This is a genomic window from Enterobacter sp. PL_is514 (genome assembly GCF_055816715.1).
Genome location: NZ_JBVPGN010000032.1, coordinates 1 through 19,059 on the forward strand (window position 1 = coordinate 1; position 19,059 = coordinate 19,059).

Consider the following 19,059-nt stretch of genomic DNA (forward strand, 5'->3'; position numbering starts at 1 on the left):
ATCAAATTAAGTAGTAAGCCGGTGCATAAATCCGGTGGTTACAAGCAGTCTTCGGTGGAGCGGTAGTTCAGTCGGTTAGAATACCTGCCTGTCACGCAGGGGGTCGCGGGTTCGAGTCCCGTCCGTTCCGCCACTTATTAAAAGCCCTGAGCTAACGCTCAGGGCTTTTTTCTTATCTGACGTTTAATTATTGCGAAATTAGCAAAAATCCTCTGCGTTTTGCGATCTTTTTCTCTATAACACCGCCAGCGATAATCGTCCTCAGTTTACGAACATAACGATTGAGGAATATTATGACTCTCCCTGCATTTGGTCTGGGCACTTTCCGCCTGAAAGACGACGTTGTTATCGCATCAGTTAAAACCGCACTCGAACTGGGCTATCGCGCAGTTGATACGGCACAGATCTATGAAAACGAAGCTGCCGTTGGACAAGCTCTCGAAGAGAGCGGTGTACCGCGTAATGAGCTGTTCATTACCACGAAAATCTGGATTGAGAATCTCAGCAAAGACAAGCTTATCCCTAGCCTGAAAGAGAGCCTGAAAAAACTGCGTACTGACTACGTCGATCTGACGCTGATCCACTGGCCATCACCGAACGATGCCGTCTCCGTGGAAGAATTCATGCAGGCGCTGCTGGAAGCGAAAAAGCAGGGCTTAACCCGCGAAATTGGGATCTCCAACTTCACCATTCCGCTGATGGAAAAAGCCATTGCCGCTGTTGGCGCAGAAAATATTGCGACCAACCAGATTGAGCTGTCGCCATACCTGCAAAACCGCAAAGTCGTGGACTGGGCAAAACAGCACGGGATCCACATCACGTCATACATGACGCTGGCCTACGGTAAAGCGCTGAAAGATGAAGTGATTACGCGTATCGCTGAGAAACATAACGCGACTGCTGCGCAGGTGATTCTGGCATGGGCAATGGGGGAAGGTTATGCCGTGATCCCATCATCAACTAAGCGTGAAAACCTGGCCAGCAACCTGTTAGCAACGGATCTTCACCTGGATGCTGACGATAAAAAAGCGATCGCAGCCCTGGAGTGCAACGATCGCCTGGTCAGCCCGGAAGGCTTAGCCCCTCACTGGGATTAAGTTTTACCCACCCTCTGTAACCTGAACCCTCACACAGCTCCTTCGGGAGCTGTTTTTATATGTTCACTCAGGAAGTCAATAAAGGCCCGTATGCGCGTGCTTACCGCTCTGTCACTGTAATACACTGCGCTAAAAGGCATCTCTACCGGCAGACGCTTATTGGCCATTAACTCCACAAGTTCACCGCGCGCAATTTCTTTATCAATCATGTAATCCGATAAACAGGCGATGCCATTCCCGGTAAGGCATAGCTGCTTCAATGTTTCCCCGCTGTTTGAGGATAATCCGCAGGTAATTTCATGAAGTTGACCATCATGACAGGCGACAGGCCAGGTGTTCAGTGACACCGGCTCCGTAAAGCCCAGACACAGATGCTGCTTCAGTTCTTCAACCGTCTCCGGTTTACCATGTTCAGCAATATACTCTGGTGATGCGATAATTTTGCGGTAGCTGGCAAACAGAGGGCGGGCACGCAAGCTTGAATCGGTCAGGGTTCCTGCCCGGATAGCCACATCCACTTTACGCTCGATGAGGTTGATAAACGTCTCTGAGGAGACCAGAGAGAGCGTCATCTCCGGATAACGTTCGCGGAAAGGTTTAATCAGCGGCATCAGAAAGTGAAGCACCACCGGCGTGGCCGCATCAATGCGCAGTAACCCACGCGGCGTGCTGCGGGTCTCCATAATCTCCGTCTCCGCTGCAGCCATCTCCTGCAGTACCGACTGCACGCGGCGAAAATAACGCTCTCCTTCTTCCGTCAGGCTCAGTTGACGCGTCGTTCGGTTGAGCAGACTCACCCCAAGCTTCATCTCCAGCTTTTTTACCGAGCGGCTGATGGCTGAGTTAGCCTGTCCCAGCTGTTCGGCCGCGCGGCTAAAGCTGCCGCTTTCAACGACGGCGACAAAGATTGTCAGCTCTTCTGACGTTGCTTTCATTGTTGCACCACCCGCAAAATTCTATTGATATTTTGACCATTTTTGTTATTTAAGCACTGGCGCATACTGCCTGTCATCTTAATCCTGTTGATACGGAGTATTTTATGCCACTGGCGCTTCTTGCCCTGACGATCAGTGCCTTTGCAATTGGCACGACCGAATTTGTTATCGTGGGGCTGGTTCCCACCATTGCTAACCAGCTTGCGATCTCGTTGCCTTCCGCCGGGCTGCTGGTGTCCATCTATGCCCTGGGCGTCGCCGTCGGTGCGCCCGTGCTGACGGCCCTGACCGGACGTTTTCCGCGTAAGCAGCTGTTAGTCGCGCTGATGGTGCTGTTCACCGCCGGCAACGTGTTGGCCTGGCAGGCACCGGACTACACCACGCTGGTCATCGCTCGTCTGTTGACCGGCCTTGCACACGGGGTGTTCTTCTCGATTGGTTCTACTATTGCAACCAGCCTGGTACCCAAGGAGAAAGCGGCGTCTGCCATTGCGATCATGTTCGGTGGGCTGACCGTCGCTCTTGTTACGGGCGTACCGCTGGGCACGTTTATCGGACAACACTTCGGCTGGCGTGAAACGTTCCTGGCCGTCTCCTTACTGGGCGTCATTGCCCTGGTGACCAGCCTGCTGCTGGTACCGTCGAATATTCCTGGCCGGGCCAGCGCCAGCCTGCGCGATCAGCTGAAGGTGCTCACGCATCCGCGCTTACTGATCATCTATGCGGTCACGGCACTGGGCTATGGCGGCGTATTCACCGCCTTCACCTTCCTGGCACCGATGATGCAGGACCTGGCAGGCTTCTCCCCCAATGCCGTGAGCTGGATTTTGCTGGGATACGGTATTTCCGTTGCGATTGGCAATATCTGGGGCGGCAAGCTTGCGGATAAGCATGGTGCGGTACCGGCGCTGAAATTCATCTTCGCCGCCCTGGTTGTTCTGCTGATGATTTTCCAGTTCACGGCTTCGCTACACTACGCCGCGCTGGTCACGGTGCTGGTCATGGGGATCTTTGCCTTTGGTAATGTGCCCGGGCTTCAGGTTTACGTTGTCCAGAAAGCCGAACTCTATACGCCCAATGCGGTGGATGTGGCATCGGGTCTGAACATTGCCGCATTTAATATCGGCATCGCGCTGGGCTCTGTCATTGGCGGACAAACCGTAGAGCATGTTGGATTAACTCAGACCCCGTGGATTGGCGCGGTGATTGTCCTGGTCGCCTTCCTGTTGATTGGCCTGAGTGGACGTCTTGATAAACCCGCTCGTGTCGCGCTGGGATAAAATCAGTAAGTGCTTGCTTACAAAACTGGAAAGCGGTTTCTCAGAAATTGCGTTGAAAGTATGACCTAAAGTCCCTATAACATTAGAACCAGTCCGTTTTCCGGGCTGGTTCATGTTACAGAGGCTGTTTCCAAAAGTGCGAAAAAATACCTATGCCATGCGTTATGTTGCCGGAATGCCCGCGGAGAGGATCTTGCCTCCGGGGTCATTTGCGAGCATAAGCCAGGCATTACCCGCCGGCACTCCGTTAAGCAGCGATGAAAAAATCCGTGTACTGGTGTGGAATATCTTTAAGCAGCAGCGTGCAGAGTGGTTATCGGTCCTCAAGAATTTTGGCAAAGATGCCCATCTGGTTCTGCTCCAGGAGGCGCAAACCACCCCTGAGCTGGTCCGGTTTGCCACCACGAACTATCTTGCCGCCGACCAGGTGCCTGCATTTGTTCTGCCACAACACCCCTCAGGCGTGATGACGCTTTCAGCAGCACATCCCGTCTATTGCTGTCCTCTGCGCGAACGTGAACCTATTCTGCGTCTGGCAAAATCGGCGCTGGTGACGGTCTATCCGCTGCCGGATACCCGTATGTTGATGGTCGTGAATATCCACGCGGTAAATTTCAGCCTGGGCGTGGATGTCTACAGTAAGCAGTTACTTCCCATTGGCGATCAGATTGCGCATCACAGCGGGCCCATTATTATGGCGGGCGATTTCAATGCCTGGAGCCGTCCACGCATGAACGCGCTGTATCGCTTTGCGCGCGAAATGTCGCTGCGTGAAGTTCGTTTTAGCGATGACCAGCGCAAAAAAGCCTTTGGTCGTCCTCTCGACTTTGTCTTCTATCGTGGTTTGAGCGTGCATGACGCCTCTGTTCTGGTGACGCGCGCCTCGGATCATAACCCTCTACTAGTCGAATTCAGTCCCGGCAAACCTGATAAATAATGGTGTGTCAGGTCTGCCGTGGGGCAGGCCTGCGCGGGTGCTGCCCTTTATTTTCCACTCACAAAGGACAGTACAATGACAACAACACACTCCCATCATGACAACGTAGAAAAACAGTTTGGTTCTCAGGCAAATGCCTACCTGAGCAGCGCAGTGCATGCTTCTGGCCGCGATCTGGTGCGTCTCGGTGAACGTCTGGCGGCATTCCCGCAGGCCCACGTGCTGGATTTAGGCTGCGGGGCAGGGCATGCCAGCTTTACGGCTGCACAGCATGTCGCGCACGTTACCGCGTATGACTTATCAAGCCAGATGCTGGACGTCGTTGCCGAGGCGGCGAAAGCGAAGGGGCTGGACAACATTGATACGCGTCAGGGCTATGCCGAATCATTACCTTTTGATGATGCGTCGTTTGAGGTGGTGATCAGCCGTTACTCCGCGCACCACTGGCATGATGTTGGCCAGGCATTACGCGAAGTCAGACGTGTTCTGAAGCCGGGCGGCATCTTCATTATTATGGATGTGATGTCTCCTGGACATCCGGTGCGCAATATCTGGCTGCAGACGGTCGAAGCGCTGCGCGATACCTCGCACGTGCAAAACTACGCCGGCGGAGAGTGGTTGTCATTCATCACTGAAGCGGGACTGATCGCGCGTGCGTTGATTACAGACCGCTTACCGCTTGAGTTCAGCTCGTGGATCGCGCGTATGCGCACCCCGGAAGCATTAAGCCAGGCAATCAGGCTGTATCAGGAGAGTGCGTCCGCAGAGGTAAAGGCATACTTTGAACTGCAGGACGATGGCTCGTTTACCAGCGATACCATCATGGCTGAAGCGCAAAAAGCGGGATAAACAAAAAAGGCACCGAGGGGAATCGGTGCCTTTTTATCTTTCGATCGTGCTATCAGGAGTCTGGCGTCGCGCTGTTCTTCACAAACAGCGTCAGCTGGTCGCCAGGTTTCAGATTGTCAGTATCATTGTTCCAGCGCATCACATCCTTGATGTTCACGCCGTGTCGTTTTGCGATACTGGACAGTGAATCGCCCTTGCGCACGCGATAGGTAATGCTATCGCTGTTGCTGGCGAGACGCTGTGCGCTGCTACCTGCACCTACCGTCAGAGTCTGACCCACTTTCAGGCCTGAACTGCGCAGGTTATTCCACTGCTGCAGATCTTTCGCATTCACGCCAAGACGTGAAGCAATGCCCGAAAGCGTATCACCTGAACGAACCTTATAACTGCGGCTGTTAACTGATGAGACATCCGCGATCAGCGTTGACTGAACGGCGGCGATTTCACCCGAAGCTAAAGACTCACGTAACTGCTCAGCATGTTTCTGCGGAACCATTACATACTGCGGGCCACTTGCCCCCAGGGTGGAGCCTTTAACGCCAGCATTAAAGGTTTTCAATTTACTTACCGACATACCCGTCATATCAGCAACCTGTTGAATATCAACCGGATTGCTGAGGCGAACACGCGCCAGTGCACGACTTTCGTCTGGTGTTGGCAGTTGTACACCGTAACGCTTGCTGTTCTTGAGAATATCGCTCAATGCCAGCATTTTCGGTACGTAAATCTTTGTTTCCTGTGGCAGTGAGAGCGACCAAAAATCGGTGGATTTACCCCGTGCTTTATTCGCTTTCATTGCCTTCAGTACACGACCTTCGCCACTATTGTACGCTGCGACCGTTAACAGCCAGTCACCGTCAAACATCTTGTTCAGACGTTGCATCATGTCGAGAGCGGCTGTCGTTGAAGCGACAACATCGCGACGCGCATCATAGTTGCGGGTCTGTTTCAGACCATAGTTTCGCCCGGTGCTCGGAATGATCTGCCAAATGCCTGCGGCATTGGCGCCAGACGTCGCGTGTGGGTCAAAAGCGCTCTCCACTATGGGTAGGAGTACCAGCTCCATAGGCATGTTACGTTTCTTAACTTGCCCGGCTATCCAGTACATATACGGCTCTGCCCGTAACGTTACATCGTGGAGATAGCTCTTATTACTTAAATACTTCTGTTTCTGTTCGCGAATCCGGGTATTTTCCGGAATTCCCATCTTTAGCTCGTCGCCAATAGAGGTCCACAAGTCTTGATCCTGCGCGAAAGATGTTCCATCGTCCATCCAGCGCGCCGAACTTGCAAACTTCCCTGCTTCCCCTTGACCAGCTGCAGAAAGGCTCTGTGCGTGCTGTTGTACGTTGCTGCCGTTCTGCGACTGGCAACCTACAAGCAGGACAGAGGCGAGTAATATCGCTTTTGCCTTCATGTGTGTGTCAATAGTTGCTTAAAAGACGAGCGATAATAACGGCGAAATTTTGAAAAGGCAACCCGCAATTATCTGAAGTTATCTTTCTTTGACCTTAACCATGCAAATCGCTGTTCTGGTTGTTGCAAATTTGTTTCTTGGTTAATTTTATTAATTAAATCAAGATCATCTGTTCGTAAAAATAAATTAATTTGGCGCTCATTTTTCAGAATTACGGGTAGTGTTTTTTGGTCTTTTGCACGTAACTCCTTCACTTTGTGATAATAATCCTGAATCGCCCGATCCTCGGGTAAGAGGCTCACGGCAAACTTCATATTTCCTAATGTATACTCATGGGCGCAACAAATAATGGTGTCATCGGGTAACGCATTAATCTTCTGTAAAGACTGGTGCATTTGAGCTGGCGTGCCTTCAAACAGTCTTCCGCAGCCTCCGGAGAACAGCGTGTCGCCGCAAAAAAGATAAGGTTTACTGTAGAAACACAGATGTCCCAAAGTGTGACCTGGTGTAGCAAATACGGAAAACTCCCACTCGCGTATGAGGATAGTTTCGCCTTCTTCGACTACTTGCGTGACGCCCTTATCTTGTGCCTCCGCCGGTCCGTAAACCACCAGATGCGGAAAATGAGCGCGCAGTTCAGGCACGCCGCCAGTATGATCGTGATGGTGATGCGTCAACAGAATGGCTTCCGGCTGCCAGCCGTTCTCTTTTATTGCGCGCAGAACGGGGGAGGATTCTCCGGGATCGACAATGACGCATCGGCGATCGTCGTCAACCAAAACCCAGATGTAATTGTCCTCAAAGGCTGGAATACTGATAAGATTCATACATTACCTCTTATAGCGTGGCGGGTGTTTTGATGAAACCGGCAAGGATACCTCAGACTGTCGCAGCACCGGAACGTTGGGCGGAATTGCCCTGGGGTGAATACTATCGCGAAGCGTTAGAACAACAGCTGAAGCCCTGGCTTGCGAAGATGTATGGCTTTCACCTGCTTAAGATTGGCAATCTCAGCGCGGAAATCAATACCGAAAGCTGCGCTATCTCGCATCAGGTCAACGTCTCTCTCGGCGGAGCGCCGGTTCAGGTGAAGGCAGACCCGTTGCATCTGCCGTTTGCAGAGAAATCCGTTGATGCCTGTTTGCTCGCCCACACGCTGCCCTGGTGCAGCGATCCGCATCGTCTGCTTCGCGAAGCCGATCGCGTGCTGATTGATGACGGCTGGCTGGTACTGAGCGGGTTTAATCCGCTAAGCCTGATGGGCCTGCGTAAGCTGGTACCGGTACTACGCCGGGCCCCACCTTACAACAGCCGGATGTTCACCATGATGCGCCAGCTCGACTGGCTTTCGTTGCTGAACTTTGAAGTGCTCTGCTACGGTGGTTTTCAGGTGCTGCCCTGGGCGCGGCAGGGGGGCGTTGTACTGAGTACCCACCTCCCCGCGTTGGGCTGTTTGCAGTTTATCGTCGCGCGTAAGCGAACCATTCCCCTTACGCTTAACCCCATGAAGCAGAGCAAGTCGAAAACGCCCATCCGCCAGACCGTCGGCGCCACGCGGCAGTACAAAAAAACCGATTAAACGTCGGGCTGATAGCCCGCATCTTCATGAGCGGGATTGGATGCTGCAGCACGCGCCAGTTCGTCGCAGCGTTCGTTTTCCGGGTGGCCTGCGTGGCCTTTAACCCACTCCCACTTAATCTGGTGCTGGCCCAGCGCAGCATCAAGACGTTTCCAGAGATCGACGTTCTTGACCGGTTTCTTATCGGCGGTTTTCCAGCCGCGTTTTTTCCAGTTATGGATCCACTGGGTAATCCCCTGGCGCACGTACTGACTGTCGGTGCTTAACACCACGTCACAATGTTCTTTTAACGCCTCCAGCGCCACGATGGCCGCCATCAACTCCATCCGGTTGTTGGTGGTCAGAAAATAGCCTTCGCTAAAAGTTTTTTCGTGCTGGCGATAGCGCATAATCGCGCCGTAACCGCCGGGGCCTGGGTTACCGAGACAAGATCCATCGGTGAAAATTTCTACCTGTTTACGCATCTCTGGTAGACTTCCTGTATTCGAAACGTTCAGTAAAACGATAAGTCTGACATAAATGACCGCTATGAGCACTGCAATTACTCGCCAGATTGTCCTCGATACCGAAACCACCGGTATGAACCAGATCGGCGCGCACTACGAAGGGCATAAGATCATCGAGATCGGCGCCGTTGAAGTGGTGAACCGTCGTCTTACGGGGAACAACTTCCACGTCTACCTCAAACCCGATCGGCTGGTGGATCCGGAAGCGTTCGGCGTTCACGGGATTGCCGATGAGTTCTTGCTGGATAAGCCGACGTTTGCTGATGTCGCTGACGAGTTCCTGGAATATATCAAGGGTGCCGAGCTTGTCATCCATAACGCCTCGTTCGATATCGGCTTTATGGATTATGAATTCAGCAAGCTTAATCGTGATATCCCGAAGACGAATACCTTCTGTAAGGTGACGGACAGCCTGGCGCTGGCAAGGAAGATGTTTCCCGGCAAGCGTAACAGCCTGGATGCGCTCTGCTCGCGCTACGAGATAGACAATACCAAACGAACGCTCCACGGGGCGTTGCTCGATGCCCAGATCCTGGCGGATGTCTATCTGACGATGACCGGCGGGCAGACCTCAATGAAGTTCAGTATGGAAAATGAATCCCAGCAGACGCAAGGCGAAGCGGGCATTCAGCGTGTTGTCCGTCAGGCAAGCCGGTTGCGGGTTGTTTTAGCCAGTGATGAAGAGCTTCATAACCACGAATCCCGGCTTGATCTGGTCCAGAAGAAGGGCGGTAGCTGTATGTGGCGCGCCTGAAAAAACGCCGGAATGCCTGTAAAATCATCGTTTGGGCGATTTTTGCAGCAAACGATTCAAAACGCGAGAAAAAGCGTTGACGAGATCGGAGGCGCACCGTAATATGCGCCTCGTTCCCCAAACGGGAACAGTGGAGCGGTAGTTCAGTCGGTTAGAATACCTGCCTGTCACGCAGGGGGTCGCGGGTTCGAGTCCCGTCCGTTCCGCCACTATTCAGAAGGCCTGAATCAGAAATGATTCAGGCCTTCGTCGTTTCAGCATTCTGTAATCTCATCCCCTCAACAATTGTTAACAAAAAGTTAATATCTATGGTGCAATTAATTAACAATTGCACAAATATAGTGCGTTATCTGCACTGATGTTGTGCATTTAACCACCATTCCTCTCTTCAGACCTCAGTCAGAATGTGTCTTTCTGTAAAAATAATTCACGCAGAATCATTTGGTTATCTCCCGCTTTCCAAAAAATAACCGAACCAATTGCGTATTGGTTTGGTTATTGCTTAATCATTAGCACGATAAGCTTCATTCCATATCAATAACTTATCGTTAATAAAAATAAAATTATGATGAAAGCGAGCGAACCAATATGGAAAAACCGTCACGGTTTCTGGCCAATTCCAGCACCGCGCTTGAGCAGCTGCGCGGGCTAATCAACCAGCATGAGTCAACACCAGGCATACCGCTGCCCACGGAACGTGAGCTGTCGGACACTCTCGGCGTAGGGCGACGTGAAGTGCGTCGTGCGCTGGACGTGCTGGAAGAAGAGGGGCGCATCTGGCGTAAGCAGGGCAAAGGGACCTTTATTGGTCCGGCGGCACCTGTTGAACCGCTGGCCCTTCAGGGATTGGTTCAGCAGACCAACCTTCTGGAAGTGATGGAAGCTCGTCTACAGCTCGAACCCGGCTTAGCCCGGCTTGCGGCACTGCGTGCCACCAGGGAAAACCTCGCGCTCATGCAGCGCATGCTGGAACGCATCGATAAGGTCAGCCCGGATGACCGCGATCTCAACGAGCTGTGGGATAGCGCCTTTCACCGGGCGATTGCCGAGGCGGCGGGCAACCGTCTGATGCTCGGCCTGTTTGATGCCATTGATGCCGTGCGGCGTGAACCGGGCTGGCAGCATCTGCGCGAGCTGGCTCGCACCCCCGAACGTGTCGACAGCTATAACGACCACCACCATAAGATCATGGCTGCGATTATCCATCGCCAGCCTAATGAAGCCGCGGCCGCCATGCGCGAACACCTGCTCAGCCTGCAAACCGCCCTGATTCAGGCGATCCACCTCGAGGACGACTTCACGCCATGACGACAATACCCTTTAAGGACGCCACGCCCGTATTGCGAGTGCAAAACCTCAACGTTACGTTTGCTGGCTCGCCGGTTAGCGTGCTTGATGGTATTTCTCTGACCGTTAGGGCAGGCGAAACGCTCGCGCTGGTGGGGGAGTCCGGCTGCGGGAAAAGTATCACCTCACTGGCGCTGATGGGGTTACTGCCCCCCAGCGCGCGGATCGTCAGCGGGGAGATGCAGTTTCGCCGCCACGACCTGCTAAAGCTCTCACCGCGGGAATATGCCGATCTGCGCGGCAGCGAGCTGGCGATGATTTTTCAGGAGCCGATGACCTCGCTCAATCCGGCGTTTACGCTGGGCGATCAGCTTAGCGAAGCGGTTATACGACACCAGAACGTCTCGCGCGCAGAGGCGATGAAGGTCGCGCTGCAGATCCTCGAGAAGGTACAGATCCCGGCGGCAGAGATGCGCCTGAAAGCGTATCCCCACCAGCTTTCCGGCGGCATGCGCCAGCGCGTGATGATTGCGATGGCGCTGATTAACCGTCCCAAACTGCTGATTGCTGACGAGCCCACCACCGCGCTCGACGTCACCATCCAGGCGCAAATCCTTGCCTTGCTCAACGCCTTAAAAGAGGAAACCGGCACGGCGGTGCTGATGATCACCCACGATTTAGGCGTGGTGGCAGAAGTCGCCCAGCAGGTCGCCGTGATGTATGCCGGGCAGGTGGTGGAGCAGGGGAGCGTGGAGGCTATTTTTGCCGATCCGCAGCACCCGTACACCATCGGCCTGATGGGCTCGATCCCCTCGCTGGGCGCACGTAAGGGCCAGCTCTCCACCATTCCCGGCGCGGTCCCGCTCCCGGAATCCATGCCGAAGGGCTGCCGTTTCGCGACGCGCTGCCCGTTTGCGCAGACGCGCTGCCACGCTGAAAAACCGCAGCTCACCACGCTCGGCGCGGGCCATCAGGTCGCCTGCTTCCGCGTGCCGCTCGAACAGCACATTGCCCTGGGAGAAATCGCATGACCACGCCCATTCTTGAAGCCCGTGACCTCAGCAAGCTTTTCCCCGGCCCGAAAAAACTCTTTACTCCGGCACGGTTTGTCACGGCGGTCGATCGCGTTTCGCTTGCCGTGATGCCGGGCGAAACGCTGGCGATCGTCGGCGAGTCCGGTTCCGGAAAATCCACGCTTGGCCGTCTGCTGCTGCGCCTGCTGGCCGCCAGCGAAGGGCGCGTGTTTTACCAGGGGGAAGAGATCACGCATGCCTCGGGTGCGCGCCTCAATCAGCTCCGGCGCGAGCTGCAGATCATCTTTCAGGATCCCTTCGCCTCGCTAAACCCGCGCATGACGGTGGAGCAGATCGTCGGTGAGCCGCTGTGGCTGCATCAGAACATGAAAAAAGCGGATCGCCAGTACCGCGTTGCCGAGTTGCTCAAGACTGTAGGCCTGCCCGCCGCCTGGGCCGGCCGGTATCCGCACGAGTTTTCCGGCGGGCAGCGCCAGCGTATCGGCATTGCGCGCGCGCTGGCCTCGGGACCGAAGCTGCTGCTGGGTGATGAGCCGGTATCCGCGCTGGACGTCTCCGTTCAGGCGCAGGTGGTCAACCTGCTGGAAAGCCTGAAGCACCAGCTGGGGCTGACGATGGTGATTGTCGCCCACGGCCTGGCGGTGATCCGCCATATGAGCGACCGCGTGGCGGTCATGTATCTTGGGCAAATCGTCGAGCTTGCCACCGTGGGTGAGATTTTTGACGCGCCGCTGCATCCCTATACCCAGGCGCTGATCGCCTCGGCGCCGCAGATGCAGCCGGGCATTGAGCGAGATGCGCCGCTGCTGCAGGGGGATCTGCCCAACCCAGCCAGCCCGCCGTCCGGCTGTCGTTTCCACACCCGCTGCCCGTACGTCACCGACGAATGCCGCCAGGTCGAGCCGATCAATCAGGTGCTCGACGGCGGGCGTCAGGTTGCCTGCCACCGCTGGCAGGAGATCAACCGCGATCGCAGCGTTATCCAGATTGCACCGCCATCCGCCGCTTTTCTGCGCCGCCGCGCGCTGTTTGAACACGCGGCCACTCACTCGTCCCTTCCTTCAAGGAACTCATGATAATGACAATGCGTAATTCTCTTTTGACCGTACTGGGAAGTGTTATGTTGCTTGGCGCGGCGCTGCCCGCCCATTCTGAAAGCGTGCTGCGAATCGGTCTGGGCGCTGACCCGGACATGCTCGACCCGCATCTGGCGCGCACCTACTATGGCCGCTTCGTGTTTGCCTCCCTGTGCGACAGGCTGGTGGACGTGGATGAAAATCTGAAGGTTGTTCCCGGTCTGGCCAAAGACTGGGCGTGGAGTGCGGACGGTAAAACCCTGACGCTCAATCTGCGCGAAGGCGTCACCTTCCACGACGGTGAGAAATTCGATGCCGCCGCGGCAAAATACAACCTCGACCGCGCCCTGACCCTGAAAGGCTCCCTGCGTAAGAGCGAGATCTCCTCCGTTGAATCGGTCGAGGTCACCGGCCCAATGCAGATTGCGCTGCACCTGAAGACCCCCGATGCCGCGCTGCTGATGCAGCTCACCGACCGCGCGGGTGCAATGATGGCCCCCGAGGCGGCGAAAAAGCCTGACTTTGCTGCCCATCCCGTCTGTTCTGGCCCGTATAAATTCGACAGCCGCGTGTCCCAGGACCGCATCGTCCTGACCCGCTTCGACAACTACTGGAACAAAGACGCCTACCACTTCGACAAAATTATCTATCTGCCGATCCCGGATGCCTCCGTGCGCCTCGCGAACCTGCGGGCGGGCGATCTCGACCTGACCGAAGGCATCGCCGCCAGCGATGTGAAAACCGTCGAGGCTGACAGCAAGCTGGCGCTGGCAAAGGTAACGGGCCTGGGCTATCAGGGCATCACCTTTAACATCAACAACGGCAAGGTGCCGGCGAACGATCCGTTCAAAGATGCCCGCGTGCGCGAAGCCTTCTCGCAGGCTATCGACCGCGATGCGTTAAACCAGGTGGTCTTTGAAGGGCTCTACACCCCGGCCAACCAGGCGTTTTCACCGGTCAGCCCGTATCACGTCAACCTGCCGGTGCCGCCGCGTGACGTCGACAGAGCCAAAGCGCTGCTGAAAGCCGCCGGTGTGACCACGCCGCTGACCGTCAACCTGCTGGTGCCGAACAACCCTACCTCGCAGCAGGTGGGACAGGTGCTGCAGGCGATGGTGGCCGAGGCGGGCTTCACCCTGAACCTGCAGATGACCGAATTCGCCACGCTGCTGGATCGCCAGCAGAGCGGTGACTATCAGCTGAGCTTCTCCGGCTGGTCGGGACGCCCGGATCCGGACGGCAGCATCTACGGCTTTATCAACAGCAAAGGCACCCTTAACGACGGCCGCTACAGCAACGCGCAGGTTGACGAATGGCTGACCCAGGCACGCCAGAACACCGACCAGGCCGCGCGCCAGCCGCTGTACGACAAGGTGGTGAAGCAGCTGCAAACCGACATGCCTATTGCCTACCTCTACTTCGAGCCGCGCATTTTCGGCCTGAACAAAAGCGTGCAGGGCTTTAAGCCTTACCCGGACGGCATCGTGCGTCTGGCGGGTTTGACGCTGGCGAAATAACCGTCCTGAGGAGAGCCCATGCTGGAACTGATTTGCAAACGTCTGCTGCTGGCCGTCCCGACGCTACTGCTGGTGAGCATGATGGTGTTCGGGCTGCAAAAGCTGCTGCCCGGCGACCCGCTGATCGCCATGGCCGGCGAGGAGCGCGATCCGGCGGTCATCGCTCAGCTGCGTGCGGAGCTGAACCTCGATGCGCCGATCCCCGTGCAGTATTTCCACTGGCTGACGCGGGCGCTGCAGGGGGATCTGGGCGTCTCCTTACGCACGCACGAGCCGGTGACGCAGCTGATCGCCAGCAAGCTGCCGGTCACGCTGGAGCTGTCGCTGCTGGCGATGATTATCGCGCTGGTGTTTGGCATCAGCATGGGGATCCTCGCGGCGGTGAACAAAAACAGCTGGGTCGATCACGGGGCGAACTTCGTGGCGATCTCGGGGATCTCGATCCCGCACTTCTGGCTGGGGATCCTGCTGATTCTGGTTTTTTCGGTGAACCTGCAGTGGCTACCCGCCTCCGGCTACGTGCCGTTCAGTGAAGATCCGATCCAGAACCTGCGTACGCTGCTGCTGCCCGCGTCCGTTCTCGGAACGGGCCTCGCGGCAACGCTGATGCGCCATACCCGCGCCTCGATGATTGCCGTGCTAAAGGCGGATTACATCCGCACCGCGCGCGCTAAGGGGCTGCTGCCGAAGGCGGTGATCTTAAAGCACGCGTTTCGCAACGCGCTGGTGCCGGTGATTACCCTCACCACGCTGCTGTTTGGCGAGCTGCTGGGCGGTGCGGTGCTGACCGAACAGGTTTTCACCATTCCGGGCTTTGGCAAGATGATCGTCGACTCGGTGTTTAACCGTGACTACGCGGTGGTGCAGGGCGTGGTGCTGATCGTGGCGATTGGCTTCCTGATGCTCAACCTGCTGGCCGACGTGCTCTACGTCCTTATCAACCCGAAAATGCGAGGTTAACCATGGCGGAACTGACGACGCAAACCGTTACGCCCGCGCTGCCGCGCGCGCAGAACCGGGTACTGAAGAAATTCCTCGGCAATAAAAGCGCGGTGATTGGCGCGGTGGTGGTGGGGTTCTTTGTGCTGGTGGCGCTGCTGGCGCCGTGGATCGCCCCGTTCGACCCGGTGAAAGCCAACTTCCTGGCGGTGCGCAAAGCGCCGTCGGCGATGTACTGGTTCGGCACCGACGAGCTGGGGCGCGACATCTTATCCCGCATTATCTGGGGGGCTCGCACCTCGCTGATGGCGGGCTGTATGTCGGTCGTTATTGCGGTGGTTATCGGCGTGCCGCTGGGGCTGGTGGCGGGCTACTTCCAGAAGATGTGGGACGGCGTGATCTCGCGCTTTATCGAGGCGCTGCTGGCCTGTCCGTTCCTAATCATGGCGATCGCGCTGGGGGCATTTTTGGGCCCAAGCCTGACCAACGCGATGATCGCCATTGGCCTCTCCGCGATGCCGATCTTTGCCCGCCTGACGCGCGGCCAGGTGATCGCCATTCGCAACGAAGAGTATATCGACGGCGCGCGGGCGATTGGCCTGCCGGATCGCTGGATCATCATTAAATACGTCCTGCCCAACGTGATGTCGCCGATCCTGGTGCAGGCCACGCTGGCGATTGCCTCGGCGATTATCGCCGAAGCCAGCCTGTCGTTTTTAGGGCTGGGACAGCAGCCGCCCAATCCGTCCTGGGGGTCCATGCTCAACACCGCGAAAGGTTTTCTTGAGCAGGCCCCGTGGATGTCCATTTTCCCCGGCGTGGCGATTTTCCTTGCCGTGCAGGGCTTTAATTTACTCGGCGACGGGCTGCGCGATGCGCTCGATCCGCGCCATGACTAAGGAGTCATGATGACCAAAGCGCTTGATTTTACGTCCGGTTACGATTCACGCCGCCCGCCGATGCTGGGCCATAACGCCGTTGCGACGTCTCAGCCGCTGGCGGCGCAGGCGGGCATGAAGATGCTGCAGCTGGGCGGGAATGCCGTGGATGCGGCCATTGCCACCGCGATGGCGCTGACGGTGGTCGAGCCGACCGGCAACGGGATTGGCAGCGATGCCTTTGCCATCGTCTGGGACGGCGAAAAGCTGCACGGCCTGAACGCGTCCGGTCGTTCGCCTGCGAGCTGGCATGCGGATCTGTTTGCCGGTAAAACCACGGTGCCGGAAATCGGCTGGGACGCGGTGACCGTGCCGGGGGCGGTATCCGGCTGGGTCGCGCTGGCGGAACGCTTCGGCACGCTGCCGTTTACCACCCTGGCGCAGCCCGCCATTGACTATGCGCGCAACGGTTTCCCGGTCTCGCCGCTGATTGGGCATCTCTGGCAGCGCGGTTATAGCAAGCTGAAAGATCAGCCGGGCTTCAGCGCCTGCTTCGCGCCGGAAGGCCGCGCCCCGCGCGTGGGGGAGATCTTCCGCAACCCGGCGCAGGCGAACTCGCTGGAGCTGATCGCCCGCACCAACGGCGAAGCCTTTTACCGCGGCGAGCTGGCGCAGAAAATTGCTGCCTTCGCCAAAGAACATGGCGCGCACCTGACGGCTGAAGATCTGGCCAACCACCGCGTGGACTGGGTCGAGCTGCTGTCGCGCGACTTCGCGGGCGGTTCGGTGCAGGAGCTGCCGCCTAACGGTCAGGGGATCGCCACGCTGATTGCGCTCGGCATTCTTGAGCAGTGCGGCATTGAGAAGCATCATCCAGATTCCGTGCAGTCTCTGCATCTCTCCATTGAGGCGATGAAGCTGGCGCTGGCGGATCTCGACCGCTACGTGGCGGACGAAGAGCACATGGCGTTCGCGGCGAAAGAGCTGCTGAGCGACCATTACCTGAAGTCGCGCGCGGCGCTGATCAACCACGACAGCGCATCTGATTTTGTCTACGGTTCCCCGACGCAGAGCGGCACGGTCTACATCAGCACCGCGGATGCCAGCGGGATGATGGTCTCGTTTATTCAGTCCAACTATATGGGCTTCGGTTCAGGCATCGTGGTGCCGGATACCGGGATCAGCCTGCAAAACCGGGGCTGCGGGTTTGTGCTGGATCCTAATCACCCGAACGCGCTGGCGGGCAGCAAGCGTCCGTTCCACACCATCATTCCGGGCTTTGCGATGGACGGCAACGGCCAGCCGCTGATGTCCTTCGGCGTGATGGGCGGCCCGATGCAGGCGCAGGGGCACATGCAGATGGCGCTGCGCATCATGCTGCACGGGCAAAACCCGCAGGCGGCAATCGACGCCCCGCGCTGGCGCGTGGTGCAGGGCAGGGAGGTGATCGTTGAATCGACGTTCGATCGCAACACGATTGCCGCGCTGCGCGAACGCGGGCATCAGATCGTGGTGGAAGATCCGCTGCAGGATTACAACTTTGGCGGGGCGCAGGTGATCTATCGCCTGCCGGAAGGGCACTACGTGGCCGCGACGGAAAGCCGCAAAGACGGGCAGGCGTTGGTGAGTTAATGTTTTATCCTCCCTCTCCCTTTGGGCTGAGGGATCCCCGGTAATTTTTTAGCCGGAAGCGATAAATATTGTTTCAGGATAATTAATGACTTACAGCGATGCCCTGATCCGGCTGTAAATCGCTGAGGCGTTTCCTGTAGGCCGGGGCGAGGCGCAGGGATGCGCCGAGAGGGCGGGCTTTACATGGACGTTGCCTCCGCCCGTCCCCGACAAGCCGGAAGGAATAAGCCGAGGGCACCGCGAAGCGGCGATTTACCGCCGGGAGCCCGGGTCGCCAGGGTGGTGGCGACTGAGCCACCCTGGCACGTTCACAGGTTGTGTCGTTACAGAGTAGCGAGGAACATAAAGTGAACGGAATAACCTCCGCAGTCGTATGTTCCCCCTCACCCCAGCCCTCTCCCTCAAGGGAGAGGGAGTCGTCTTTGCTGGCATTATTTTATGGGGATCTCTCAACCCTTTGGGTGAGGGGAAAATTTCAGCCGATGCTAAACGGATCCGCATCCTGCCACGCCGGAAACTTCTCCCGGTACTCTTTCAGCGCCGTTAACGACAGCTCCGCATCAATGCGCGTCGCCTGGTGCGGCTCGGCAGTGGCGATGATCTCGCCCTGCGGATTCACCACCCGGCTGTCGCCGCGGTAGTGATGTCCGTTGCCGTCCGTTCCCACGCGGTTACAGCCCACCACGTACGCCTGGTTCTCAATCGCGCGCGCCACCAGCAGCGACTGCCAGTGCAGGGAGCGCGGTGCAGGCCAGTTGGCGACATACAGCGCCAGGTCGTAATCGTTGCGGTTACGCGACCACACCGGGAAACGCAGGTCGTAGCAAACCAGCGGCAGAATACGCCAGCCTCGCCACTCGAACACCACGCGCTCGTGACCTGCTTCATAGTGATGATGCTCATCCGCCATGCGGAACAGGTGGCGTTTATCGTAAAAATGCACTTTTCCTTCCGGCTCGACCAGCAGGAAGCGGTTCACCGGCCCGCGTTCGGTCTGCAGGGCGGCGCTCCCGGCAATCAGCGCATTAGTCTGCTGCGCTTTGACATGCATCCAGGCGACCACCTCATCCTGCGGCATTGACTGTTGTGCCGCTTCCATGGCGAAGCCGGTGGTGAACATTTCCGGCAGGACAATCACATCACGCCCGGTAATGTCTTCCAGTTGGCGATCAAAGTGGCGCAGGTTGGCGGGGCCATCCATCCACACTAAAGGTTGCTGCAAAATAGAAATCTTCAGACCAGGCACAATTCAGACTCCTCAAACGACCACTTTTTGACACTGTAGCACGACATAACGAGAAAATGTGGCAATAAAAAACCCCGCGCGAGGCGGGGTTTGTAT

Annotated in this window: 18 protein-coding genes and 2 tRNA genes; 15 read left to right on the top strand and 5 right to left on the bottom strand. The window is 56.8% G+C overall.

What is annotated here, in order from left to right:
* The first annotated feature begins 56 nt into the window (after window positions 1-56).
* Window positions 57-133: transfer RNA gene (locus AC0TNG_RS11615), tRNA-Asp, on the top strand.
* A 160-nt stretch (window positions 134-293) separates the two neighbouring features.
* Window positions 294-1,097 (top strand): 2,5-didehydrogluconate reductase DkgB, encoded by an 804-nt coding sequence (gene dkgB, locus AC0TNG_RS11620; RefSeq protein ID WP_024909445.1) that lies wholly within the window; start codon window positions 294-296, stop codon window positions 1,095-1,097.
* A 29-nt stretch (window positions 1,098-1,126) separates the two neighbouring features.
* On the opposite strand, the gene yafC is transcribed toward dkgB, so the two are convergent.
* Window positions 1,127-2,032: a DNA-binding transcriptional regulator YafC gene (gene yafC / locus AC0TNG_RS11625; protein ID WP_473713217.1), complete on the bottom strand. Its 906-nt coding sequence runs from the start codon at window positions 2,030-2,032 to the stop codon at window positions 1,127-1,129.
* Between the two features lie 104 nt (window positions 2,033-2,136).
* On the opposite strand from yafC, the gene AC0TNG_RS11630 reads away from it, so the two are divergent.
* The 3 genes from AC0TNG_RS11630 (at window position 2,137) to AC0TNG_RS11640 (ending at window position 5,098) form a co-directional block, all read left to right on the top strand.
* Window positions 2,137-3,312, top strand: coding sequence for an MFS transporter (locus tag AC0TNG_RS11630; protein WP_417926894.1), 1,176 nt, complete (start codon window positions 2,137-2,139; stop codon window positions 3,310-3,312).
* Window positions 3,313-3,448: 136 nt separating this feature from the next.
* Window positions 3,449-4,249 carry an endonuclease/exonuclease/phosphatase family protein gene (locus AC0TNG_RS11635; RefSeq protein ID WP_024909448.1) on the top strand — a complete coding sequence of 267 codons (801 nt, stop codon included), beginning with the start codon at window positions 3,449-3,451 and terminating at the stop codon, window positions 4,247-4,249.
* A 75-nt stretch (window positions 4,250-4,324) separates the two neighbouring features.
* Window positions 4,325-5,098: a class I SAM-dependent methyltransferase gene (locus AC0TNG_RS11640; RefSeq protein WP_048990296.1), complete on the top strand. Its 774-nt coding sequence runs from the start codon at window positions 4,325-4,327 to the stop codon at window positions 5,096-5,098.
* 52 nt (window positions 5,099-5,150) lie between these two features.
* Here the strand turns inward: AC0TNG_RS11640 and mltD are convergent, their stop codons facing one another.
* Together mltD and gloB are read right to left on the bottom strand one after the other, a co-directional pair.
* Window positions 5,151-6,515, bottom strand: coding sequence for a murein transglycosylase D (gene mltD / locus AC0TNG_RS11645; RefSeq protein WP_032645479.1), 1,365 nt, complete (start codon window positions 6,513-6,515; stop codon window positions 5,151-5,153).
* Window positions 6,516-6,583: 68 nt separating this feature from the next.
* Complete coding sequence (gloB, locus tag AC0TNG_RS11650; RefSeq protein WP_090418137.1) at window positions 6,584-7,342, bottom strand: hydroxyacylglutathione hydrolase; 759 nt, start codon at window positions 7,340-7,342, stop codon at window positions 6,584-6,586.
* A gap of 32 nt (window positions 7,343-7,374) precedes the next feature.
* On the opposite strand from gloB, the gene AC0TNG_RS11655 reads away from it, so the two are divergent.
* Window positions 7,375-8,094: a class I SAM-dependent methyltransferase gene (locus tag AC0TNG_RS11655; protein WP_024909452.1), complete on the top strand. Its 720-nt coding sequence runs from the start codon at window positions 7,375-7,377 to the stop codon at window positions 8,092-8,094.
* Here AC0TNG_RS11655 and rnhA read toward each other — a convergent pair.
* Window positions 8,091-8,669 carry a ribonuclease HI gene (gene rnhA / locus AC0TNG_RS11660; protein WP_175557791.1) on the bottom strand — a complete coding sequence of 193 codons (579 nt, stop codon included), beginning with the start codon at window positions 8,667-8,669 and terminating at the stop codon, window positions 8,091-8,093. The genes AC0TNG_RS11655 and rnhA overlap by 4 nt on opposite strands.
* On the opposite strand from rnhA, the gene dnaQ reads away from it, so the two are divergent.
* The 9 genes from dnaQ (at window position 8,623) to AC0TNG_RS11705 (ending at window position 17,717) form a co-directional block, all read left to right on the top strand.
* Window positions 8,623-9,354, top strand: a complete 732-nt coding sequence (gene dnaQ / locus AC0TNG_RS11665; RefSeq protein WP_055726119.1) for a DNA polymerase III subunit epsilon — start codon at window positions 8,623-8,625, stop codon at window positions 9,352-9,354. The two genes, rnhA and dnaQ, sit on opposite strands and share 47 nt — an antisense overlap.
* Before the next feature lie 132 nt (window positions 9,355-9,486).
* Window positions 9,487-9,563 (top strand) — tRNA-Asp (locus AC0TNG_RS11670).
* A gap of 379 nt (window positions 9,564-9,942) precedes the next feature.
* Window positions 9,943-10,662 (top strand): FadR/GntR family transcriptional regulator, encoded by a 720-nt coding sequence (locus tag AC0TNG_RS11675; protein ID WP_024909454.1) that lies wholly within the window; start codon window positions 9,943-9,945, stop codon window positions 10,660-10,662.
* Entirely contained in the window at window positions 10,659-11,672 is a 1,014-nt protein-coding gene (locus AC0TNG_RS11680; RefSeq protein WP_290094492.1) for an ABC transporter ATP-binding protein, read from the top strand. Before AC0TNG_RS11675 ends, AC0TNG_RS11680 begins: the two co-directional genes overlap by 4 nt.
* A complete protein-coding gene (locus AC0TNG_RS11685; protein WP_290094493.1) occupies window positions 11,669-12,751 on the top strand; it encodes an ABC transporter ATP-binding protein in 1,083 nt (360 codons plus the stop codon). Before AC0TNG_RS11680 ends, AC0TNG_RS11685 begins: the two co-directional genes overlap by 4 nt.
* Window positions 12,752-12,753: 2 nt before the next feature.
* Window positions 12,754-14,268 (top strand): ABC transporter substrate-binding protein, encoded by a 1,515-nt coding sequence (locus tag AC0TNG_RS11690; RefSeq protein ID WP_208763519.1) that lies wholly within the window; start codon window positions 12,754-12,756, stop codon window positions 14,266-14,268.
* Window positions 14,269-14,286: 18 nt separating this feature from the next.
* Window positions 14,287-15,228, top strand: a complete 942-nt coding sequence (locus AC0TNG_RS11695; RefSeq protein ID WP_015571382.1) for an ABC transporter permease — start codon at window positions 14,287-14,289, stop codon at window positions 15,226-15,228.
* A 2-nt stretch (window positions 15,229-15,230) separates the two neighbouring features.
* The gene (locus AC0TNG_RS11700) at window positions 15,231-16,106 is read left to right on the top strand and encodes an ABC transporter permease (RefSeq protein ID WP_024909458.1); all 876 of its coding nucleotides are present in this window, start codon (window positions 15,231-15,233) and stop codon (window positions 16,104-16,106) included.
* Between the two features lie 9 nt (window positions 16,107-16,115).
* Window positions 16,116-17,717, top strand: a complete 1,602-nt coding sequence (locus AC0TNG_RS11705; RefSeq protein WP_370884134.1) for a gamma-glutamyltransferase family protein — start codon at window positions 16,116-16,118, stop codon at window positions 17,715-17,717.
* A 475-nt stretch (window positions 17,718-18,192) separates the two neighbouring features.
* Here AC0TNG_RS11705 and AC0TNG_RS11710 read toward each other — a convergent pair whose 3' ends face one another.
* Entirely contained in the window at window positions 18,193-18,963 is a 771-nt protein-coding gene (locus tag AC0TNG_RS11710) for an amidohydrolase (protein ID WP_024909460.1), read from the bottom strand.
* Window positions 18,964-19,059: the final 96 nt, after the last annotated feature.